We start from the raw sequence: 23,177 nt of genomic DNA, 5'->3' as shown, positions 1-23,177 counted from the left end.
ATGTCAATTCCTAGTAAAATTGCATATGAAAAGGCTTTTGAAATTAAATGCTTCAGGTTAATAAATGAAGCTTATGAAGGCTCTTTAGCTCAAAAAACCCTACAATTCGACTGGGATGAAAATGATATTTCTCAGGAACTATGTGAAAGAATTGATTTAAACCCTTCAAGACGTAAGTGGCGAATTTTCGTTTCAAGAGAACACCATCTTTCCTCTGCAAATGTTAATAAAATCAAAGGATTTGCCAACAGTCTATCCAGAATAGATTTCAAAATGGCTACATTTAATAAGTCAGATGAACACTTATATTACTTCGAAGCAAAAAGAATTAAAGAGAAAGATTCTAACTTAAAAAGATCATATATAAATGAAGGAATGGATAGGTTTATTAAGAATAAGTATCCCCTTGGATGTATGCTAGGATTCCTTTTAGAAGGAGATCTTAGTAATACAGTAGGTGGAATTAATAAATTATTAATCAACGATAAAAGAAACTCAGAAGTACTAAACCTCAGCACATCAACTTTTAAAAATTATTATGAGTCTAGGCATGTCACAATAGATTTATTAAAGCATTTGATATTAGATTTCACTAGTTTGTAAATTAAATTGTTTAATTGCCTGAATTTGCTATGTTGATACCCTACCCCTACTAAGTTTAAGGAAGATGTTTTGATAACGATTCTACTGATGTGTGCTGAAATAAGAGGACACTCTTACTTGGGAGATTCTAGGCAGCCAACTTCTAAAAGTCTTCTACCATTTGATTTGGTGTCTTAAAATTTAGTCCTTTCTGAATTCTCTGCTGATTATAAAATAGCTCTATGTAGGCTATTCCTTCTTTTATTATACTAATCAGATTTAACCTAATAAGAATTAATACGTTATCATTGGTAAAGTTATTTCAAAAAGGCAACAATCGTAATTCTAGCACTAGCAATAAAATCAATCGTAGTACTTTGAGCAATAGTTATGTTTTAAATACTTAAAACGCTTGGTTATAAAGAAATGCTACTTTAGCTTCCACTTAACGGTACAACAGGATTTATTCATGTCTGATAATTCACTCAAGAAAGGTAGATATACTCGCTATAGCAACAAAATTGGGCTTTATTCTACAAGCCAAGATCGTATTGGCTTTTTGAATAATAATACCGATGTAGTTCTAAGTTTCCCCTTTAAAGACACTGTACTTGAAGCAGGAATGAGCAAAGAAGATTCAGGACGTGAAGAACGTTTTCTTCATCTTGAAGTTGATGGCACTGATATTGATACATTATTTGAGCCAAAAGTATTGACAAATATCAAATATTCAGGAATTCAGGAATTCAGGAATTCAGGAATTCAGGAATTCAGGAATTCAGGAAAGGCTATAGAATTCTTTGATAAAAATGGAAATTTACAACAAAATTTATTGATTAAAGGCAACAACTTACTTGCTTTACACTCTCTAAAACAAAGGTTTTCCAATGAAGTAAAATGTATATTCATTGATCCGCCTTATTATTTTATTGATACAAAGCCTGCTGATACATTTGCATATAATTCGAACTTCAAGCTATCTTCATGGCTAATTTTCATGAAAAATCGACTTGAAGTTGCAAAAGAACTTTTAAAAGAAAACGGTATTATTTTCATCACCATTTCAGATGATGGAGCACATTACCTCAAGGTCTTAGCAGATGATATTTTTGGACGGGAAAATTTCATTGCGGATGTAATTTGGCAATCAAGAAAATCCATTTCTAGTGATGGCCTACTATCTGTTTCAAGTACACATGTTCTTACTTATGCTAAGGACAAAACAGCTGTCAATAAAGCCGATTTTAAATTAGCTTTAGATATAGAGGGTTTTGATCTACAAGATGAACTAGGTAAATACAAAATTGAGCCATTTGATGCTCCTAATGTCCGTGAAAATTTAGAATATAAGATTACCAATCCTAATAATGGAGATGTTTATACGCCTCCTAAAGGTCGTCATTGGCGTACAACAGAGAAAGAATACCTCAGTTTACTTGAAAGAAATCGTATTCAATTTGGTTCAAAGGGCTTAACTAAACCACAATTAAAAGTATATTTAGAAGACGCTATTGAAGCAGGTAAAGGAAAAGCTGCATCAACACTTTGGTCTGATGTAACACCTGATACAATTTTATGGACTTCTACTGATACCACCACAAACGCAACAAAGCACCAACAAGCCATGTTTGGTGATGTTGTATTTGAGAACCCAAAACCTGAAAATCTAATTCAACGTGCTATAGAATTATCGACAGACGAAAACGACATTGTTCTCGACTACCATCTAGGTTCAGGCACGACTTGCGCTGTCGCTCATAAAATGGGACGCAGATGGATTGGTATTGAACAAATGGACTATATCGAAGATATTACTAAAGAACGCTTAAAGAAAGTGATAGAGGGCGAACAAGGTGGTATTTCTAAGGCGGTGAATTGGCAAGGTGGTGGTTCATTTATTTATTTTGAGCTTAAAAAATATAACCAAGACTTTTTAGATAAAATCATGATTGCCAATAGTAAAGGTGAGCTAGATGAAGTCTACAATGAAATGGCTAAAAATGCCTTCTTGAAGTTTTGGTTCGAGAAAAGCGAATTTGAAAAAGATGAAAACTTCCGCTCACTAGATTTAGATCAACGCAAAGAATTACTGATTGGCATTTTGGATGAAAACCAACTTTATCTGAATCATGCAGATATGCGTGATAGTCGTTACCATGTCACAGATGAAGAAATGGCTTTAACCGATCTATTCTATGGGGCGAACAATGACTAAAAGCACAAAAACCAAAGTCAAGGATACATTGTCGCAGTTCTTGTTTAATCAAATTGAATCGAATCCTGAATATCAGGAGTGGGGCAGAGATTATCAACTCCCAACTTACATCACCGATAATCTTTCAAAGACATTACGAGATTATCAGGAAGTTGCCATCAAGCACTTTATTTGGCTATTTGAGCAAGACCCAAGTCAAGCTAAGCATTTGTTGTTTAATATGGCGACAGGTACAGGTAAAACGCTCACAATGGCTGCTGCTATCCTGTATCTATATCAAAAAGGCTACCGCAATTTTGTATTTTTGGTACACCAGTTGCAAATTAAAAATCAGGCGGTAAAAAACTTCACCGATTATAAATTTGCCAAGTATTTGTTTAATCCGAAAGGAGTTAAATTAAATGGTAAAACCATTAATATTCGTGCGATTGATCGGTTTCAAGATGCTCAAAAAGATACTATTAACTTCATGTTTTTCAGCACAGCACTTTTATATAATCGCCTGACAGAAGATAAAGAAAATAGCTTAACTTCCCAAGATTTTGCAGATAATGCTGTTGTTGTGATTGCCGATGAAGCACACCGTTTAAACGTAGATACACGTAAAAAACTCAAAAAAACCGAAGAAGAAGATATTCGTAATTGGGAAACGGCTGTTCAATCAGCAATCTATGCTCGTCCCGATAATTTACTGTTAGAGTTTACCGCTACCGTAGATTTAGAAAACCCTCACATTCATAAAAAATATCGTGATAAGTTGATTCATCGTTACGATTTTCTACAATTCAATAAGGATGGATACAGCAAAGAAGTCGGCTTTCTTTATAACGAAGAAACGCAGATTGAAGATCAAAAGCGTTTATTGGTCATCAATGCGGTTGTGATGAGTGAATACCGCAGATTACTCGCTGAACGAGAAATGAATGTTCAGGTTAATCCCATTATTTTGATTAAATCTACCAAAATTGCCAAGAGTGAGGACGATCGGGAGTTTTTCCATAAAGTGATTAGTTCACTCAAGGTAAGTGATTTAGATCATTTAAAAAACTTAGGTGCAGGCACACAGCAATCACTCATAGAAGAAGATCGAAACCGATTTATCTCTCAAATGTTTAGTTGGCTTGCTTCACGAAAATCAGGGTTGGTATCCTCTCAAGACCCTGACGGCTTAAATACGTTTATTGCTGAAATTAAAATGCGTTTCCGTGAAGATAACAGCATGACGTATAACAGCCAGAAAAAAGAGAAAGCGGATTTACTACCTCTACTCGATAGTCCAAGAAATGTGATTCGAGCAATTTTTTCTGTTAATGCACTAAACGAAGGATGGGATGTACTCAGCCTATTTGACATTATTCATTTTGATATTTCAGAATCTAAAAAAGTATCGCTACAAGATATCCAGTTGATTGGTCGTGGTGCAAGATTGTGTCCATACAAACTGCCAAGGGCTTATAAGATCTCTCAAAGTGGAGGGCTATTTGATGAAGAACATAGTTATGAGTTCGATCCATTCAAACGTAAATTTGATAATGCACCGCATGAGCATGGGCGTATTTTAGAAACTTTCTTCTACCACTTTGTTAAAACAGGTACGTTCTTAGATAACTTGCAATATGCCTTACTCGATGAGGGAATTGTAAATAAAAGTATGGAAAAACGGACAATTAAGCTCAAGTCCGAATTCCTCAATAGTGAAACCTATAAAAAAGGTTTTGTATTGGTGAATCAGCAACTATACCGCAGTAAAACAACAGATACAGAAATTGATGCTACTTTTAGAAGGGAAATCAAAGCCAGTATTTACCGACTTCATACAAGAAGTTTAACGGACAAAGAGCAAAATAAAATTCAGGCAGGGATTCAGTATAAAACCATTCATTTAACCGATGAATACTTTTCACCGTTGATTATTCGTAAGGCATTAATGTCAGCAGAAAATAATTTCTTTCGATTTAATCATCTGAAAAATCATATTGTTGGGATAAAGAGTATTGATGAATTGATTGAAAAATACCTACCTTTATATGAAATTAAATATTCGTATTCAGAAGGCAAAGATATTAACCAACTTGAAGCACGTGAAAAACTACAATTATTGGTCGGTGTGATTCTCCCTGAAGTGCGTAAAGCCATAGATCAGCACATGCCAAAGATTACAGGAAGTCATATTTTTAGACCTAAATCACTATCGTCCATCTTTCAACAAGAAAAGAACATCTACTTAGTTTCATTTCCTATCCAAGACTTAGATGGTGAAACAAGTGATTATGCACCTGATGAACGTGCAAAACCACAGTCAAGCCATGACAACCCCGATCTACAGTTTGATGTTGAAACTGCCGATTGGTACGCCTACAGTGAGAACTATGGCACAAGCGAAGAAAAACGCTTTGTTAAGTTTGTTGCAACGCAAATTGACGAGCTTAAATCACGCTACAAGGGTACAGAGATTTACCTGATACGCAATGAACTTGATTATTGGTTGTTCAGCCCGAAAGATGGTCGTAGATTCAGCCCTGACTACATGTTGATCATTAATGATGCTGAAAATGGTGAAATGTACTATCAATGCTTAATTGAGCCTAAAGGCGGTCATTTGCTTGAAAAAGATACTTGGAAAGAGGAAGTCTTGATCAGTTTGGATGATGAAAGCCAAATTGTTTTTGATGCAGAACAAGATGATTCACAAAACTATGTTGAGTTCTTAAATGAAGTCAAATCGCATGGTTATAAAGAGGTTAAATGTTTAGGCTTTAAATTCTACAATACTGAACCACGATCTGAATCTGATTTTGCTATTGATTTTCATACAAGAATGCCGAGTTAATCTCGGCTTTTTATTTCATAACCAGTTTGATTTTTATATTTCTATTATTAAGTAGATCAATTATCTTCTTTACTTTTAGATGTTTTTTTAAAGATCTCTTCTTGTTTCTTTTTCCTAAGATTTCTATTAAGCACATCAGCTTTAAATTGATTTATTTCATCCGCTTCTTTCCATGAGATATAAAGCAATAAGATTGCACAAATTGTTAGAGATGTCCCTAATGATATTGTTAAATTACTGAGGTTACTTCCAGCATTAGCTATCAACATAACACTAAAAATAACCGCTAGTGATATAATAAACACGAATACCCTTAGAATTAATCTTAGTCTAATCTTAATATTGTCTTGAAGGCGATGAATTTCCTCATTCGACAACTCTAAAGATACAGCTTTTAGATCACTCATTTTAAAATATGAAGCACCAATAGCTCCGATAGGGGCAACAAGGTTAAAAGCAAGTATAAAAAGTGTCCAATTCGTTTTTGCAATTGAAAGCGGCACATAGTGTAGAATTGTATACACAATAGAAAAAACAGTAATAAAAACGATTAGATGCACAACTAAGTTGTGCATCTCAAACATTTCTATATACCATCTTTTATTAGCCATAAGCTGACACTCATACAACCTTTTGTGCTTGATCACTTAGCCATTTAATCATTTCCAAGCTAATACCATTTTCATCTATCACTCCGTTCAAGATACTGACAGGAATTTTCCCACTAATACGCAGATCTTTACCCGAAATGATACCACCATTTTTTAATCGAATTTTAAAATTTTCATCGGGGTTATGCCTCATACTCGAAGCAATAGAATCTAATACTTTTTGACCTGATTCTGATGTTCTATTTTTATATTTAACAATCACTTGAACAAATAAGTTAGCATCATCCAATGACTCGTTTAACTTAATACCCTTAAAATTGAATAAGTTTTTGAGAATGCTTGCACCACTACCATCTAAATTAAATTCTGCTTGTGAAATATTTTGTGAATTTTCAGATTTTTTCTCCAACATATCATTGGTATATAAAGGTTCTTCATATACTAATTCCTTAGCGGGCTCTTTGTATAATTTTTCCCTAACTTCTGGTAATACTTGATCACTTAAAATCAAAGCATTAGTAATATAGTTACAACAACTATTAAGAAACCAGTTTAAATGATACTCCAAGTCTTTGAATCCTAATGACTTTGATTGAACAATGGCTACATGGTTATCTAGTACACAGAAGTATAAAAGTGACTCTGGAAATTCTGTTGTTGAATCATTTTCTGATTTATCATTAGTAGCAATAATTTCGCACTGCTCGGAATCATCATTCATTAATAACTTTAATGGAACTTTCCCTGATTCGAAGTAAGCCAACTGACCAAAAAAGACACCATTGGTTACTCTAAAACGACTAATTAAACGACATGCAGCAGAATCTGGGTTAAATTGCTCTTTTCTTGCTACTGCCTTTGCGTAAACAGAATTTTTATCAAAAGCTTGTTCTAATAAATTCTGCAAGGTTATATTGTTATCAACAAATTTAGCAGATTTATAATGTATAGTTTTATTTTGCTTAACTGCTTTCATTTTTGATAATACCCTTTATACTCAAGTTTATAAGTCAAAGAAAAATTCATCATCTCATAACTATTTTCACTGCACAAGAATAAAAAATTAATGGAATCTATAAGTAATAATTTAAGTTTTCATAGTCACTTAAGCTTCCTTTTGGGTAACCAATAAGATTGCCTCTTAAACACTACAGTAAAACCATCATCTGTCTCAGTAATCATCTCAGCTTTAACCTTTAAAGCATCAATGTAAGGAAGTTGATGAAAATATCTAAGACCACTTCTAACCCAACTGATGATGGTTTTGTTACTACTTAAATCAGTCTGAGTTAGGGCAACAATCTTGTTTTCTAGCTTTTGTTTCCGTTTAGCCTTTAAAAAATTAGATTTTTTTAACTTTAAATAATCAATGGAAGTACCATAATTTTCATTTAAAAAGTTAACAAATCCAGTGAGAGCGGCAGCTTGACCGGAATAGTCAGCCAAATACGCTTTGACATGCTCCAAATTTGGTAATTGGGTACTTTCTTGCCCCATTGACAGCATCAACGCCACAGCAGGCTTTACAGCCAACCGAGCTGAACGTAGTGAAGTATCGCCTCTTTTGATTTTTTCTTCTAATTTATTCTTGTACTCCAGTACAACATCATACGCCAAAGATGGTTGAAAAATACGTTGCACAAGTTTTTCCATCTGATCTCGTTCTGAACAACTTTTTTTGTTATCCATATCTATTCGAATGTCATGCACCTCTTCAAGCCATTGCATCACCAATTCAAATTTTCTAAGCCCACTACTTCGTAACCTTGCTAATAACTGCTTTGTTGTAGGCACAGATTGATTCCAATCTATTTCGGTTTTCATAAAGAAATGGGTATGTTTATTTATATATAATGCGGCTTTATGTGATCCCACTTTCTTTTCTAACCAGCCTGTATAGTTTTCATACTGCTGTTTTAAGTAGCTAGACTCAAATACTTTCTGATTTTGATCAAATTTATTCCATAAATTTTGATGCCAATAACAATCATCGCATAAATCAGCACAACCTGCTGCAATCATACAATGACATGCTTTACAGGGTTTCTGAGGCTTATCTCTACATTTTTTACACGTTCTTTGTCCTGATGCATCAGACTCCAATAAGCGATGTTTCTGGCACGATGGACATGTCTCATAATCTCGTGTCGCACATTTTGGACATACCCGTAGATCATCATTAAATCGTGAAATTCGGGTCAATTTTTGTGATGGCGTACCACATCGTTCACAAGGCTCAATGGGTCTAAAATACACGGAACAACTATTACACACCACACCATATTCAGTCAGCTTACCTATTGGTTTATTTGTCTGATTACATCGAATACAGGGTTGTTTCTTAATACATTCATTACAAATGGCTTGTTCATCATCTCTAGGGAGTCGGGCAAAGTCACCACAACTTGGGCATAATCGTTTTTTAAAGATACGAGCATAACAAGTCGAACAATATTTCTTGCCTTTATATCGTTTTTTTATGAAAGAAACAGACTGGTTGCATCCATGACAGTCATGTTCAATAACATTTTCAGTCAATATGCCTCGCTCCACTATTATTGCTTCTTCTTAATAAATTTAACCATTGACGTTGTACACTTGCTTTAGATTTTGGCTTAGTAACAGTTATTGCTGCACGAGAGACAGGATAATGTCTTGTAGGCTTAATCATTAAATCTTTCATCTGTTGGAGCTGAACAGGCAGCTTCTTACGCTTATCCCAAAAGTTTGCATGACTAATTCCGTATTCCTTTGAACGCTGTATTAGTAAATTACATGGAATATCCATAATCTGATCCAATATTGAAAGCAAAACTATTCGCTCCTGAGTATTCAGATATTCAAATGCCAAAGGAGTAATTGGATTTGGAAGATGTAAATTTACGTCAAAACTTTCAAATAATTGAATCACATTTTTATTGGGCGTATTGACCAAAAATCTGATCTCACTAAGCCATGCACGAGCAATTTCAAACCATACTTGAGAAGTCACTGGGGATTGATTATAAAAACCAAATTTTTGTTTTAAGACTTGCTCTGCTTTATTTTGGAAGTTTAAAGCATTTAAATTGATGTTTTTGCTTTCCTCACAACGCCTTAAATCAAAACCACATGTCGTACAGATCGCTAAACAACCATGTTCCATATCGGCTTTAAATGGTTGGATCGTCACACCACATTCAGGGCAATGGTCAATTAAACTTACCTGATGCTCAACACAACTACAATGCCATCCCATACGCCACATTAAACGCAAATAAGGCGGATTTTCATGACTTTTCAAGCATTCAACACACACTTGCCGACCTGATGTATTTGAGCGGTTTCGTGTGCCCAAGGATAAAACCCAAGGGATATTTTGATTTGGATCATAATTTGGCTGTACCTGAGAAACGATGCTACTCAACATCGATTGCTGTATATTCTGTTTTGACTCCATACTATGAGATAACAGAGCATCGAACCTTTCTGCATCTACTCCTTTGTCTAAATCAATCGTTAAAGCTCTCCATTTCCCCCATAAAGCCTCAATGAGAACCATAGGTGAGCAACCTACATCTAAGGCGGAACGAATCAACCACGATGAAAATATTTCCCCTTGCTGAATGGGAGTTCTGATATACCAACATTGTTCAGGTTGACTCATTTCTACCTCCCTATAATGATTTAGCAAAATTAACTCAGGCTGAGATTTATATTTCTAATATTTCTTAAGCCCTCCGTAGGTTTAAGCCATTTAAACTTATGTACGATGTCATAGGTAATTTCTTCATCACCTTGTAAAATGGCTTCTTTGGCACACTCCACCAGTAATCGATTTAAATCCCCAAAATTTCCACCTGACACTTCAAAAATCAACGTAGCAATCTCTTTGGATGCAAGATTAGACTGTTTTTTTAACGGCAATAGTCGAACATAACTCACTAATAATCTTAAAAAGTCTTGATTGAGTTCCCATTTGGGTAAATTCACCACATCAAAGCGACTGGCATATTGCGGATCAGTATGCAGTATGGTGATTGCTTCACGAGTACCGACACCTACGATATTCAGACTCAATTCATTGCTGAGGTTCTTGAGTGTGTTCATGACTTCGGGAAGCAATTTGGCTGAACCTGTCAGACAATTATGAATTTCATCGATAATCAACATTTTTGTTTCATACTTACGCATCAAGTGTACGGCTTGATTTCGTAATTTGCCTTCAGGATCACTTGCCCGAAATGGCACAAAGAAGTGATTTAAAATATTAATATAGAGTTCTTTAACATTGGCTTTTGCTGGAGCAAGTATCGGTAAAACAGGCTTGGTCACGGACAATAAATCCATGTCGGCATCACTTACGTTTTTTGTATAATACTGTCTAGCAAACTCATGAATGATAGTTGTTTTGCCCATATTGGAATCACCAACTATCAATAAGCATTCGGGTCTTAGTTTTCTAGGGCGATTCAAAATATCAGTCAATGTATTCATGATGGTAATGGCTTTCTTATAGCCAATCCATCTATCAGTAAATAATGTCTCAATCCGTTCACTATCGCTTAATTGCATGATTTCAAGTACATGCTCTGCAAGATGTTCATATTTTTCCATCACATCACCTTAAATCATCAAATGCAGTTAAAGGAGTACTCCACAAATCATCACTTGTCTGAAGGCTTTCAGAAACTACAGCCTTTTTAGACTGATTCTGTTCGGAAAGCTGAGTAATGGCTTTTTCATTTTCCTTTTTTCTTTGGTTTGAGCGACGTTGCTTTCGAGTCAAGCTTCTAGCCTGATTAAGTTGATCACGTAGATGCAAAATCGCATTGTAAATCTCATCCTGATTCTGAACATCCTGACGTTCACTTTTGAGATAGTTCTGAACCTGCTTATATTCAAATAAGCTAATCGGTGGTATCTCTCGCTTTGCAGTAGGTACTTTAAAATAGGTATTAGAATATGGCTCATAAAACCAAATCTGTGAAATATCCCTCGGATCACGTTTAAACAAGAATTTTCTTTTACGCTTTCGATTATTGTCTTCTGGATCAATAGAATTAACCCATTGTCTTAAACAGTCGGCAAAATAGAATAAGTTATCTTTTTGCACCCCTGTACGCTGAATGGTTGCTTCAAATTCAGGTAGAAAATCAATAAACAAGGTATCTTCATCTGATACACGTTCTTTCAAACCTGTTCCTGCTGTCGTCTTCGTACCCCAAACACCTTCTTCCCATTTAACGATTGGGGATGTTCCTAAAGCGGAATGTTTCTTCTGGTGATAAACCTTAGTAATCCAATAAACGATATAGTATTCAAGCTCTTTTAATGTCATACAGGCTTGTTTAGCGGAATCGTAAGTTCCACGCTGCTGCACATTTGAAAAAGTTGTACCATCCAAGACATGCATTTCAAGATTGATGATACCAAGCATACGCTCGATGTGACCGCCAAACCTTGCCCCACCAATCGGTCGGTATTCCCAATGAATCCCATACTTTAGACAAGCTTTACTGATGTGATTGGTTCTAAAATCAGCCCCATTATCTGTATGCACCGAGTCCATGATCCCTTCGACCTGCCATTCAGCATCAATATCCAGTTCGATCAACTTACGTTTTTTTGACAAAATACAAGATGCTATACACATCGCCACTGAAGTCGTACTTGGTGCTTCTAGTGATAGGTAATATCCAACAATCATCCGACTGAAAACATCGATTGCCAAGGTTAAGTGAGGTTTTCCTATCGCTTCTCTAAACTCATCATCCACGATTTCAATATCTAGAGGAGTATGATCAATCTGCACATACGCCAAAGGATAATCAGCATTTGGAAATGAACCCGCAGCAGCCTTAAATTTATCTATTGCAGCTTTTGATCCAAGTCGTGCTTTCGTTACTTGATAATCATTTAAAGCCTCGATTCTTCTACGAATAGAGTTTTCATGCGGTGCTTCAAGCTGAAGCCGAGAACACTCTGCTTTTACAATTTCAATCGTTTTGGAAATACTTGGTTTCTTCGCATTCAAATATTCATCATTGATAGCTTGTTTAATAATATTGCTAACCTGAGGTGATAATCTTGATTTCTCAGTTGTCCAACCTCGTTTTTTGGGAATCAACGCCATTAGAGAGTTATTTTCTCGATAATCTTTAAGCCATTTCCACAATGTTGAACGATTCACATCATATTCACTCGCCCTATTTTCGACCAGTTCAGTCGTTGAATACTCAATCAGTGGTTTAATAATTTCATAACGCTGCAAGGCAATCTGCCAAGCTTCATTACTTATATCCTGATCACCCTTATTCAAGTTCTCAGTTAGCATATTTTTCCCATCAAAAACGGTCAAACTTTTAGCATTGACCTGTAAGCTACGAACGGAATCCAGACTAGATATGACAATGTCATTGGCATTCAGAACATTCACAATTTTATAGGGTTGCCCCTCATAATCGACAACAACGTTGGGTTTTAGAATGATACGACTACGATCAATATTGACAGCATCAGATTCAATCATTTAGATATTCCTCGCAAATGCATCATTTTGGTTCACCCATATCACTGTTTCAGCCGTTAAAGGGCAATACAAGTCACAAGCAACCATGCGCTTTGCCACTAATGCCCAAACTTGATGAATCCCTTTTAAAATATTAGTTTTATCTTTAAAAATATGAGCAGGTAATTGATTAATTGTTGATTGACCTAACTTTTGTAGGGTATCGAGTAATAGTTGTTGATCAACGGCATCTACATGAGAGCGTCTAAATTTTCTTAAGAAATTAATATTTTCCCAATACTGATCATATAATCTTGTTTCGCTGATAATTTTAAACTTCCATCCTTTATTTGCAGCAAAACGATGAGCTGCTCTGAATTTTGGTTTTAATTTATCCCAATCTTCAATAAGCTTTTTCTTTGGCTTAATTTCAATGAGTATTGGTACAGGGAAATCCTCAAATTCATCACAATTCGAACTTGAAAACTGCACCAAAAAATCAGGTGTATAGGTAGATTCATTTCCTAATTCGGTAATGTACGGAATAACTACAGGTTGCCCTACAATATCAATCACATTGTTATTAAATTCTTGCTTGAGTATGAAATCTCGCTCAAGGGTAGATTCAAACCAAATAGTTTTTTCACCTCTAAAAGCATAATTGCCCGAAATACTCCCATAAACAGTTTGGGCTTTTCTAACAGGGGAGTATTCATCACTCAATTTTTTCATAAAATTTCACCTTATAGCCACTCGTGCTTATTAATGTAATTATGTAAGCTACTCTCATCTATTTATGTAAACAATCTAATTTATTTGTGTAAAAATAGTGTAGTAACTTATTGATTACTTATCATGACACTCTATTCTATTACTGTAAATGACAGAGGCTCACATCCTAAACCGGGGGAAATTACCCTGGCACATTTAGGTATATTATTTCTGGATGAATTACCTGAATTTGACCGTAAAGTCTTAGAAGTATTACGCCAACCGCTGGAATCCAAAGAAATCGTAATTTCACGGGCTTCCCGGCAAATCACTTTTCCGGCCAATTTTCAGCTCATTGCAGCGATGAATCCCTGCCCATGTGGCTATGCTTTTCATCAGGACAGTCGCTGCCAATGTTCACCGGACAGTATCAAGCGTTATCAGAACCGGATTTCAGGCCCGCTGCTAGACCGTATTGATCTGCATATTGATGTGCCTCCTTTACAGGCACACGAATTACAGAATACACAAGCCGCGGAAAATTCCGAATCGGTGAGACAGCGGGTGATTGCCGCCTATGAATTACAGATTCAGCGACAAAGTGCCCTGAATATGAGTTTAACTCCTCAGCAACTGGAGCAGTATGCGACTTTGGATCAAACTACCCAAAAGATGCTCGAACTGGCCCAGAAGAAATTAAATCTGTCAGCACGCGGCTATCATCGGGTCTTACGGGTTGCTCGCACTATTGCTGATTTAAATCAAAGTAAAACCATTCAAGGTCAGCACCTGTCAGAAGCGTTATCGTATCGCGGCCAACATCAGCTCTGAATCAAAAAAGGCGACCGATTGTCGCCTTGATACACCTCTGGCTTTCTGTGCTTTAAAAACTGTAGCCCAGAGTAAATACTACTTTATTCTTCTGTTTTTCATCAAAGCGGTCATAACCGCCCAGTATATAATTCATACTGGCGCTCAGCCCTGTCTTGTCAAACTTTTTACTCAAACCGATGTCAAAATGACGAAAGCCAAAATATTCAGCCGTACCTTCAAGATCACCTGATTTTTCGTAAGCATACAGCCCCAATGCGGTATCCAGATTAAAATCCTGCGCTAATGGATGGCGATAAGTCGCTTTAACATAGGTATCACCTGCATTGCCCCAGGTCAGGTCCTCAAGCAAGGTTTGCACAGTCAGACCGAAGTCTTGATAAGTCAAACCCAATAAACTTTCAAAACCATTGGCAGCGCTGGTATCAATATCATAGTAGTAATAATAGGTCAGACCAAGTGTATAGCCCCTGTCTTGCTTCATTGCACGATTGATCCCAAGATAAAGATTATTTTCAAAAGCATTCGGCAAGTTATCGCCATAATCCAGCGTAGAACCCCACCAGCCTGCATACACACCTGAGGCATGCTGATAGTTCAGCCCAGCCTGAAGAGTTGCATTTTTATTTTCAGGTGTATTGGTGATACCGCGCAGGTTATAGCTGGAAAGTATACTGATATTACCGGAAACCCTATGTTCAGCTGACGGTTCTTCCGCCAGACTCAAGCCAGAAACAGCACTGCCTAATCCAACCACCAATGTTTTTAACATGAATTTCATTCTTCCCCCCAAACGCCTCAAGACGTACTTATGCTGATGTAGTGGACTCCAGTTAGGCGATGCAAGAGCTATGCCAATCAGCAGGGTAAAAAGCACAGTCGAATCAAATCAGTTTTTAATTTTTTAATAATAAATGCAGTTTCAAAACGGATAAGAAGCCAGTAAATCCACACATGCTCTTATTCTGCGAAGATTTTTAAATCGTTTTTTTAAAGTCTATTTGGCTTTCAATAGTATTTTTACTGAAGAATAGGCGAACATGGCTGCAGAGTTAAATCTTTATCAATTGTTTACTATTTAAGCAAGTAAAACCTGACATGTAATAACTTTTCAGTGAAAACACGGCCTCATTAAATCGTTTCTCTTATCAACAGCTCGCCAAATTACAACTTAAGTTAATGTTTTTATTAAGTTTTATCTAAAAATTTATGTGGTTTCAACGGCTCTTATATAATTTTCACTAAAGCTTAAAGTTATAAACTTTAGTAGAAAATATTAAATAAAAATGACACTTTTTTAGCTAATCTTATACAATTCCTAAAATTTCCATTCACTTTGTATAAGGCTCTCTCCCCAAATGCAACAGAAAAAAAAATTAGCATTGGCAGTTTTAATTCAATCTGCCCTAGTCTCAACCGCATTTGCCAGTGAGCAAAGCGAATCTAAAGGTTTTGTTGAAGATGCAGAAGGTTCTGTTCTGTTCCGTACGGGTTATTTAACCCGCGATAAAAAAAATGGAGTAGCAGATACCAGTTCATTTGCGCAAACTGCGATTGTTAAACTGGACTCAGGCTTCACGCAAGGAACTGTCGGTTTCGGTGTGGGCATTATCGGAGATGCCTCTTTTAAACTGGGTGAAAACGGACATACTGGAAATGATATGCTCCCTACCCACCCTCAAGATAATCCGGATGGTACTAAAGATGCTTACGACCACTGGGCTCGTGGCGGCGCATATTTAAAAGCTCGCGTATCGAATACTACAGCAACTTATGGTACTCAAGTTCTGGACTTACCTGTACTTGCAAGCAATACTGCGCGTTTAGTGCCTGAGTACTACACGGGTGTATTGGTAGAAAGTAATGAAATTGAAAATTTAAGCTTAACTGCAGGTAAGTTTACAGAAAACCAGCTTTCAGACCAGATCAATTCTGATGGTGCAGAGCTGGATCGTGCTGTGGTATGGGGTGCGAAATACCAATTCAATGACAATTTAAATGCGTCTTACTACGGTACAGATATTAAAGATCGCTTGGACCGCCATTATATTAACACCAACTATAGCTATGCTTTGGCAAATAACAGCACCTTAACGCATGATTTTAGTGGTTACTATACAAAATGGGATAAGGAAGCAAATCAATATCTTTACTCTCAAATTGGTTCACCAGATGATTCATTCGATAATACTATCTTAGCTTTATCTACAACTTATAATCGTGGTCCACATAATGTTATGGTGGCTTACCAACAGAACTTTGGTAACACTGGCTATGACTATGGTTTAGGGACAGGTGTAGGCGATGGCAAACAGAGTATTTACCTGCCTAACTCCTACCTGTCAGACTTCATTGGGAATGATGAAAAATCAGTTCAACTACAGTACACCTTTGATTTTGGTGCTGTAAATGTGCCTGGCCTGTCTTGGACCTCTGCTTTTGTTTATGGCTGGGATATTAAAGCCAGCAACAATGCAGGGACTATGATCAGTGATAACGAGCATGAGCGCGAATTCTTTAACCAGGTGAAATACACTGTTCAGTCTGGTTTTGCCAAAGATACAAGCTTACGTCTTCGTCATTCTTACTATCGTGCAAGCGATGCCTATGAGACCACTTACATCGGTGATACCAACGAATGGCGTATCTGGTTAGATATTCCTGTGAAACTATTCTAAGTTGCTCGAATCTCAAGCCATAAAAAAACCTGCACATTGTGCAGGTTTTTTAATTTAAGCTTTAAGATTTAAAGACCTAAACTAACAAGAAAATCTATTATTTATTGGCTTCTGCATAAGCTGCAATTGAGTCCAGTACTTCTTGTTTTGCAACATCCGCACCTTCCCAACCGCTCAGTTTTACCCATTTTCCTGGCTCTAAATCTTTATAGTGCTGGAAGAAATGCTCGATCTGGCTAATCAATAGCGGAGGAAGATCGGTATATTCTTGAACATCTTTATAAATTGGAGTCAGTTTGTCATGTGGAACTGCAACCAGTTTCGCATCAATACCGCCATCATCTTCCATATTCAATTTACCGACTGGACGGCAACGAATCACAGAGCCTGGCTCAACCGGATGTGGAGTAACAACCAGCACGTCTAATGGGTCACCATCCAGTGATAATGTATTCGGTACATAACCGTAGTTTGCTGGGTAGAACATTGCTGTACCCATAAAACGGTCAACAAATAACGCGTCAGAATCTTTATCGATTTCATATTTGATCGGTGCTGCATTGGCAGGAATTTCGATAATCACATAGATGTCGTTTGGCGCATCTTTACCTGCTGGGATATTGCTGTAGCTCATAGCGTCACTCTTTAACAAGTTATATCTTTGAAAAAATCGCCACAATTATAACGGTTTTTGCAGATTTTTTTTGGTTTTAGCCGAGGGAACTGCAAATATGTTGAGCCATTCCGGATTTAGTTAGACGATCTTGATAATTAATAGCAATAAAGTAATCGGGCACAGGATTGACAGCAGCCAGACGATAGACCTTAAAGTCGCCCAGTTGGCCAAATAGCAGATTCCGTACAACACACGAAACACCAGATAGGCAATGCCGAAAGTCATCACCAGTTTTTGTGAGATGACCATATATTCAGCTAATAAAATTGCAGCAATAAATAAAGGTAAACTTTCAAAGCTGTTTTGCTGGGCAGCATGGGCCCGACTGGCCAGTCCTGTCGCTTTGTCTAAAAATACTCTTGGATTCTGATTGTCTTTGGCACGAAAACCAGCAGATTTTTTGGCGATAAAGGTAAAGACATAAGGTAAAAGGCAGGCGGCCAAAATGAGATAGATAATCCCACTAATGCTGTACATCGTTTTTTCTCTTACAGGCTTTTATCGCTATCATAACATGGCATTTAGTGAATAAATTTTGTTAAATAGGGTGTTTTTATAAATATTGAAGGCTTCACGATGGTTGCACCTGATCAAAATGAAATGTTTGAGGTTCTCGAGAAACAACGTCAACATCAACGTCAAGTGGATCGTGTCTTAAAAATTGTCCTGCCAATTGTGGCTTTTTTACTGACGGTCATTTGTGCCAATATGAATGTCTGGTCTACCCTGTTCACTTTTGTTGTGTTATGGGTTGGCTTTTATGCGGTCGGAATCAAGCGCTTGCCGCTCTGGCACTGGATCATCGCCCTGCTGGTCTATTGTTTACTGGATAATATTCTCAGCTATGGTGAATTTCACCAGAAAGGCTTTACCCGTCAGTTTGGGGCCATGTTTATTTTTCTGGGAATTGTCGGTGTAGGCCGGCCCTATTTTGATCGCTGGTTAATGAAAAAATAATCCATCAGAAAAAAGCGCCTTGAGGCGCTTTTTTCTTGGATAACTTAAGCCTTGGCTGAGTTAAGCAGTTTTACGTAGATCTTTGCGCAGGATTTTGCCGACGTTGGATTTCGGTAATTCATCCATAAACTCGACATAACGTGGACGCTTATAACCGGTCAGATTTTCTTTAGCATACGCCAAGATTTCTTCAGTCGTTAAAGACGGATCTTTTTTCACCACAAACAGTTTTGGCACTTCACCCGATTTTTCATCAGGCACACCAATAGCAGCCACTTCCAGAACTTTTGGATGCTTGGCAACCACCTCTTCAATTTCTGAAGGATAGACGTTAAAACCGGATACCAGAATCATGTCTTTTTTACGGTCAACAATCTTCACATAACCACGTGAATCCATCACACCTATATCACCAGTGCGGAAATAGCCATTCACCATGACTTTGGCTGTTTCATCTGGACGGTTCCAGTAGCCTTTCATCACCTGAGGACCACGGATCGAAATCTCACCCTGCTCCCCGATTGGCACTTCATTGCCGGCATCATCCAGCATGGCTACGTCAGTTGATGGTAATGGAATACCAATCGTGCCGCTAAATTCTTCAGAGGCTGGCGGGTTTGCAGTTGCAACTGGAGACGTCTCCGACAGGCCATATCCTTCAATGATATTGGTACCGGTTACTTTTTTCCATGCTTCTGCGGTTGATGGCAGAACTGCCATACCACCGCCCATAGCCATCTTCAGACGGCTATGATCCAGCTGCTTGAATTCTTCATTATTCACCAGCGCATTAAACAGGGTATTAACTGCCGGGAAGAAAGTTGGCTGGTATTTACGCAATTCTTTCATCACTGCCGGCAGGTCACGCGGGTTTGGAATCAGGACATTCGCCTGACCTTTGTACATACCGTAAAGTGCACACACCATGAAGGCAAAGATATGATAGAGCGGCAACGCACAGAAAATACGGTCATCTGGCTGCCCATCCTGTGCACCAAATTTACTCTGGAAAATTCCATCACACTGCAACATGTTGGCCACCAGGTTGCGATGGGTCAGTTCTGCTCCTTTAGACACCCCTGTGGTACCCCCGGTATATTGCAGCACTGCGGTATCATTGAGAGTCAATTCAGGACGTTTATAATTGTTCGGACTGACCTTGTTGATTGCTGTGTTGAACTTCACATGCCCAGGAATATTCCAGGCTGGAATCTGCTTACGCACCGAACGTAACACAAAGTTGACCAGCGTACCTTTTAAGGTACCCAGCATGTCACCCACAGAAGCAACAACCACATGCTTGACTGGAGTCTTACCAATAATGGCCTGATAAATAGATGCGAAATTTTCAATAATTACCAGTACTTCAGAACCTGAGTCATTTAACTGATGTTCAAGTTCACGTGAAGTGTAAAGCGGATTCACATTCACCAGTACCAAACCAGCGCGGAATACCCCGAGTGCCACGACTGGATATTGCAGAACGTTTGGCATCATGACTGCCACACGTGTACCTTTTGCCAGCCCCAAGCTTTGTAGATAAGTTGCAAATTTACGGCTAGCTTCTTCCAGTTCATTGAAAGTCATCACTTTATCCATAAAGATAAAGGCATCACGTGAACCAAATTTCTGGAAGTTACGTTCAAAAATATCTATCAATGAAGTATTTTCTGCTGGTAATTCTACAGTTTCCGGAATCCCTGTTTTTTGGTATTCAGCGAACCAAATTTTTTCCATAATCCCAATCTCTCCAATCATAATCCTTAGAATTTCAACTGTTTTTTTCAATTCCGCCTGTCGTTTTTAGACTTGTATGTGTGCGGCCTTGCATCCATCTTGTCGAATCGTTGCTCATATATAACGTATTTTATAAGATGGATGCTAGTATTATCTTTGAATCAACAGTTTATTTGCTTTTTGATATCCACGCGGTAAAAGGTGTCCTTTTGCTCCCCGCTTGCCTATATACTTTTGCAAATCGTCCCCTTTTAATTTTAATTGCTGCTGTCCTGCAAAGACTTGAAGCATTTCATCCAGATTCAATATTGCCATGGATAAAACCTGATCCTTATCCTCGAGTTGTATCAGTTTATTACCTTTACCCTTGTTCAGTACAGGCAATTCTGACAACTCTACCAGCAGCAAACGGCCGGCAGAACTGAGCAGTGCAAGATAGGCTGCACTGTCAACTGACTGTACTCTCATGATCTGCGCGCCTTCTGACAAATTCAGGAAAGCTTTGCCAGCTTTGGCATTGGTATCCAGCTGCTTGGCTTGGGTTTTAAAGCCATACCCCTTGCTGCTGATTGCCAGAATTTCAGTTTCATCTTCCGCCACCAAGACCTGCTTGAAACCTACTCCACTTGCCGGAGAAAGTTTTGAACTGAGAGGCTCACCCAGTCCGCGTGCTGAGGGCAGACTGTTGATTGGCAAGGCATAGCTGCGTCCCGTTTCATCCAGTACATAGACCCGCTGATTGGATTTGCCTTGTGCATGGCTAAGATACTGGTCTCCGGCGCGATAGTTCAGCTTCTCGGCATCGACTTCATGACCTTTGGTGCAGCGAATCCAGCCAGCCTCTGACAACACCACCGTCACTGGATCGGCAGGCAACATTTCCGATTCATCAATGGCAGCAGCTTCAGCCCGCTGTACGATCGGCGAACGGCGATCATCCCCGAATTTTTTGGCATCTTCTTTCAGTTCAGAAATGATCAGGGTCTTTAAAGACTCCGGATTGGCCAGCTGTTCACGAATAACTGCGGCTTTGGCTTCCAGTTCTTCCTGTTCACGGCGTAGTTCCATTTCTTCAAGTTTGGCCAGATGGCGCAGTTTAAGCTCAAGAATGGCTTCAGCCTGAATCTCATCTATCTGGAAACGCGCCATCAGTACCGGTTTAGGTTGATCCTCTTCACGAATAATCTGAATCACTTCATCAATATTCAAATAAGCAATGATCAAGCCACCCAGGATATGCAGACGTTTTTCAATCTTGTTCAGATGATATTGTAAACGGCGGGTGACTGTCGTTTTACGGATTTCAATCCATTCCAGTAAAATACGGCGAATCGATTTTACCTGTGGACGGCCATCGGCACCGATCATGTTCATATTGACGCGATAACTGGATTCCAGATCAGTGGTGGCAAATAAATGGCTCATTACCGATTCGGCATCAATACGATTGGAACGTAGCACAATCACCAGACGCGTCGGGTTTTCATGATCCGATTCATCACGCACATCGGTCACCAGCGGCAGTTTTTTTGCCTGCATCTGGTCAGCAATCTGGGTAATGATTTTAGAGCCGGATACCTGATAAGGCAGCTCGGTAATCACGATTTCATTTTTATCAATCGTATACACGGCGCGCATCCGGTAACTGCCACGACCAGTGGTCTGGATTTTAAGCAGTTCTGCTGGCGGGGTGATAATTTCCGCTTTGGTCGGCAGGTCAGGAGCAGGAATATACTCTGCAATTTTGACATCGGTCAGATTCGGATTACGAATTAAAGCGATGGTACCTTTTACCACTTCACGCAGGTTATGCGGTGGAATATCGGTGGCCATCCCGACTGCAATCCCAGTAGTGCCATTGAGCAGAATATTTGGCACACGTGCAGGCAGATTGACCGGCTCTTTCATTGAACCATCAAAGTTGTCCTGCCAGTCACAAGTGCCCTGCCCCAGCTCGGATAACAGCAGCTCGCTGTATTGTGACAGCTTGGCTTCAGTATAACGCATCGCAGCGAAAGACTTCGGATCATCCGCTGAACCCCAATTGCCCTGTCCTTCAATGAACGGATAGCGATAACTAAAAGGCTGAGCCATCAATACCATGGCTTCATAACAGGCTGAATCACCATGCGGATGATATTTCCCCAATACATCGCCCACGGTACGTGCAGACTTTTTCGGCTTGCTGGTCCATTTCAGTCCCAGCTCGCTCATGGCATAGACAATACGGCGCTGAACCGGTTTTAAACCATCACTAATATGGGGTAATGCACGGTCCATGATCACGTACATGGCATAGTTAAGATATGCCTGTTCAGTAAACTCTGCTACGGAACGGTTTTCTGTCGCATGATGCGCAAGGCTTGTCATAACAACCTATAGTCCTAAAATTCGTTTTTGTATCAATTAATGTTTCTTATGCTAAATCGCGGCTGTGAGCTGCACAAGGGCATCAGCCTACACAGCGCGACAAATCGTGTCTTATGGGCTAAAAATATCCATTTTGCAGGGTCTGAGCAACCAGAAATTCGCGCTGCTACAATCCCATAGATTCCAGTGTACGGCCTTTGGTTTCTTCGCCGAGGATTAAAATCACCAAAGCCACCAGAATCAACACCCCGGTAAACATGGTAAATACATAACTGAAACCGCTTGGCATGGTCATTAAATGGGTTACTGCAAAGGGCGCCACAATACCGCCAAGACGGCCAATTGCCCCGGCCCAGCCTGAACAAGCATGCTTGACAAGTTTAGCTGATGATTATTTTTAATCGCAGGCATTATAGAGTTACACCCCTGAACATGCAATCTTTTCCCGACCTTAGTCGTGTTTTTTTCCACAGGCCAAATGCTGGCAAA

General features: G+C 38.6%; 17 protein-coding genes and 2 pseudogenes. 6 read left to right on the top strand and 13 right to left on the bottom strand.

Translation table 11 applies throughout. The annotated features are described in order from the left end of the window. The 3 genes from E2K52_RS05585 to E2K52_RS05575 all read left to right on the top strand — a co-directional run bounded on the left by E2K52_RS05585 (position 1) and on the right by E2K52_RS05575 (position 5,627). Positions 1-603, top strand: coding sequence for a hypothetical protein (locus E2K52_RS05585; RefSeq protein ID WP_151204169.1), 603 nt, complete (start codon positions 1-3; stop codon positions 601-603). A gap of 448 nt (positions 604-1,051) precedes the next feature. Continuing rightward, positions 1,052-2,797 (top strand): site-specific DNA-methyltransferase, encoded by a 1,746-nt coding sequence (locus E2K52_RS05580; RefSeq protein WP_151204168.1) that lies wholly within the window; start codon positions 1,052-1,054, stop codon positions 2,795-2,797. Further along, complete coding sequence (locus tag E2K52_RS05575; protein ID WP_151204167.1) at positions 2,790-5,627, top strand: DEAD/DEAH box helicase family protein; 2,838 nt, start codon at positions 2,790-2,792, stop codon at positions 5,625-5,627. Before E2K52_RS05580 ends, E2K52_RS05575 begins: the two co-directional genes overlap by 8 nt. Positions 5,628-5,683: 56 nt before the next feature. On the opposite strand, the gene E2K52_RS05570 is transcribed toward E2K52_RS05575, so the two are convergent. The 7 genes from E2K52_RS05570 to E2K52_RS05540 form a co-directional block, all read right to left on the bottom strand. Further along, a complete protein-coding gene (locus E2K52_RS05570) occupies positions 5,684-6,238 on the bottom strand; it encodes a hypothetical protein (protein ID WP_151204166.1) in 555 nt (184 codons plus the stop codon). Positions 6,239-6,248: 10 nt separating this feature from the next. Next, entirely contained in the window at positions 6,249-7,214 is a 966-nt protein-coding gene (locus E2K52_RS05565; protein ID WP_151204165.1) for a hypothetical protein, read from the bottom strand. A gap of 125 nt (positions 7,215-7,339) precedes the next feature. After that, the gene (locus tag E2K52_RS05560; protein WP_151204164.1) at positions 7,340-8,776 is read right to left on the bottom strand and encodes a transposase; all 1,437 of its coding nucleotides are present in this window, start codon (positions 8,774-8,776) and stop codon (positions 7,340-7,342) included. Beyond that, positions 8,769-9,884, bottom strand: coding sequence for a TniQ family protein (locus E2K52_RS05555; protein ID WP_151204163.1), 1,116 nt, complete (start codon positions 9,882-9,884; stop codon positions 8,769-8,771). Before E2K52_RS05555 ends, E2K52_RS05560 begins: the two co-directional genes overlap by 8 nt. Positions 9,885-9,913: 29 nt before the next feature. After that, entirely contained in the window at positions 9,914-10,834 is a 921-nt protein-coding gene (locus E2K52_RS05550; RefSeq protein WP_151204162.1) for a TniB family NTP-binding protein, read from the bottom strand. Positions 10,835-10,838: 4 nt separating this feature from the next. Continuing rightward, positions 10,839-12,749 (bottom strand): Mu transposase C-terminal domain-containing protein, encoded by a 1,911-nt coding sequence (locus E2K52_RS05545; protein WP_151204161.1) that lies wholly within the window; start codon positions 12,747-12,749, stop codon positions 10,839-10,841. Continuing rightward, positions 12,750-13,460, bottom strand: a complete 711-nt coding sequence (locus E2K52_RS05540; RefSeq protein WP_151204160.1) for a TnsA endonuclease N-terminal domain-containing protein — start codon at positions 13,458-13,460, stop codon at positions 12,750-12,752. A gap of 153 nt (positions 13,461-13,613) precedes the next feature. Between E2K52_RS05540 and E2K52_RS05535 the strand changes: the two are divergent. Continuing rightward, positions 13,614-14,270 (top strand): annotated as a pseudogene (locus E2K52_RS05535) (ATP-binding protein); the annotation flags it as partial. Positions 14,271-14,322: 52 nt separating this feature from the next. On the opposite strand, the gene E2K52_RS05530 reads toward E2K52_RS05535, so the two are convergent. Continuing rightward, positions 14,323-15,051, bottom strand: coding sequence for a TorF family putative porin (locus E2K52_RS05530; RefSeq protein ID WP_151204158.1), 729 nt, complete (start codon positions 15,049-15,051; stop codon positions 14,323-14,325). 577 nt (positions 15,052-15,628) lie between these two features. Here E2K52_RS05530 and E2K52_RS05525 point away from each other — a divergent pair. Continuing rightward, positions 15,629-16,948 carry an OprD family outer membrane porin gene (locus E2K52_RS05525; protein ID WP_151204157.1) on the top strand — a complete coding sequence of 440 codons (1,320 nt, stop codon included), beginning with the start codon at positions 15,629-15,631 and terminating at the stop codon, positions 16,946-16,948. Positions 16,949-17,045: 97 nt separating this feature from the next. Here E2K52_RS05525 and ppa read toward each other — a convergent pair whose 3' ends face one another. Together ppa and E2K52_RS05515 are read right to left on the bottom strand one after the other, a co-directional pair. After that, positions 17,046-17,582, bottom strand: coding sequence for an inorganic diphosphatase (gene ppa, locus E2K52_RS05520; RefSeq protein ID WP_151204156.1), 537 nt, complete (start codon positions 17,580-17,582; stop codon positions 17,046-17,048). A gap of 120 nt (positions 17,583-17,702) precedes the next feature. After that, a complete protein-coding gene (locus E2K52_RS05515) occupies positions 17,703-18,101 on the bottom strand; it encodes an MAPEG family protein (protein ID WP_151204155.1) in 399 nt (132 codons plus the stop codon). Between the two features lie 99 nt (positions 18,102-18,200). On the opposite strand from E2K52_RS05515, the gene E2K52_RS05510 reads away from it, so the two are divergent. Further along, positions 18,201-18,581, top strand: a complete 381-nt coding sequence (locus tag E2K52_RS05510) for a hypothetical protein (RefSeq protein WP_151204154.1) — start codon at positions 18,201-18,203, stop codon at positions 18,579-18,581. Between the two features lie 60 nt (positions 18,582-18,641). Here E2K52_RS05510 and E2K52_RS05505 read toward each other — a convergent pair whose 3' ends face one another. From E2K52_RS05505 to E2K52_RS05495, 3 genes and pseudogenes are all read right to left on the bottom strand, one after another. Then, positions 18,642-20,318, bottom strand: coding sequence for an AMP-binding protein (locus E2K52_RS05505; RefSeq protein WP_151204153.1), 1,677 nt, complete (start codon positions 20,316-20,318; stop codon positions 18,642-18,644). A 150-nt stretch (positions 20,319-20,468) separates the two neighbouring features. Then, the gene (gene parC, locus E2K52_RS05500; RefSeq protein WP_151204152.1) at positions 20,469-22,688 is read right to left on the bottom strand and encodes a DNA topoisomerase IV subunit A; all 2,220 of its coding nucleotides are present in this window, start codon (positions 22,686-22,688) and stop codon (positions 20,469-20,471) included. A 166-nt stretch (positions 22,689-22,854) separates the two neighbouring features. After that, a pseudogene (locus E2K52_RS05495) lies at positions 22,855-23,055 on the bottom strand (MFS transporter); the annotation flags it as partial. Between the last annotated feature and the right edge of the window lie 122 nt (positions 23,056-23,177).

It is taken from the genome of Acinetobacter sp. RF14B (assembly GCF_006864105.1).
Taxonomy (GTDB): Bacteria; Pseudomonadota; Gammaproteobacteria; order Pseudomonadales; family Moraxellaceae; genus Acinetobacter; species Acinetobacter lwoffii_C.
Note: the sequence above shows the minus strand (reverse complement) of the source record. Positions and strands in the feature narration are given on the sequence as shown.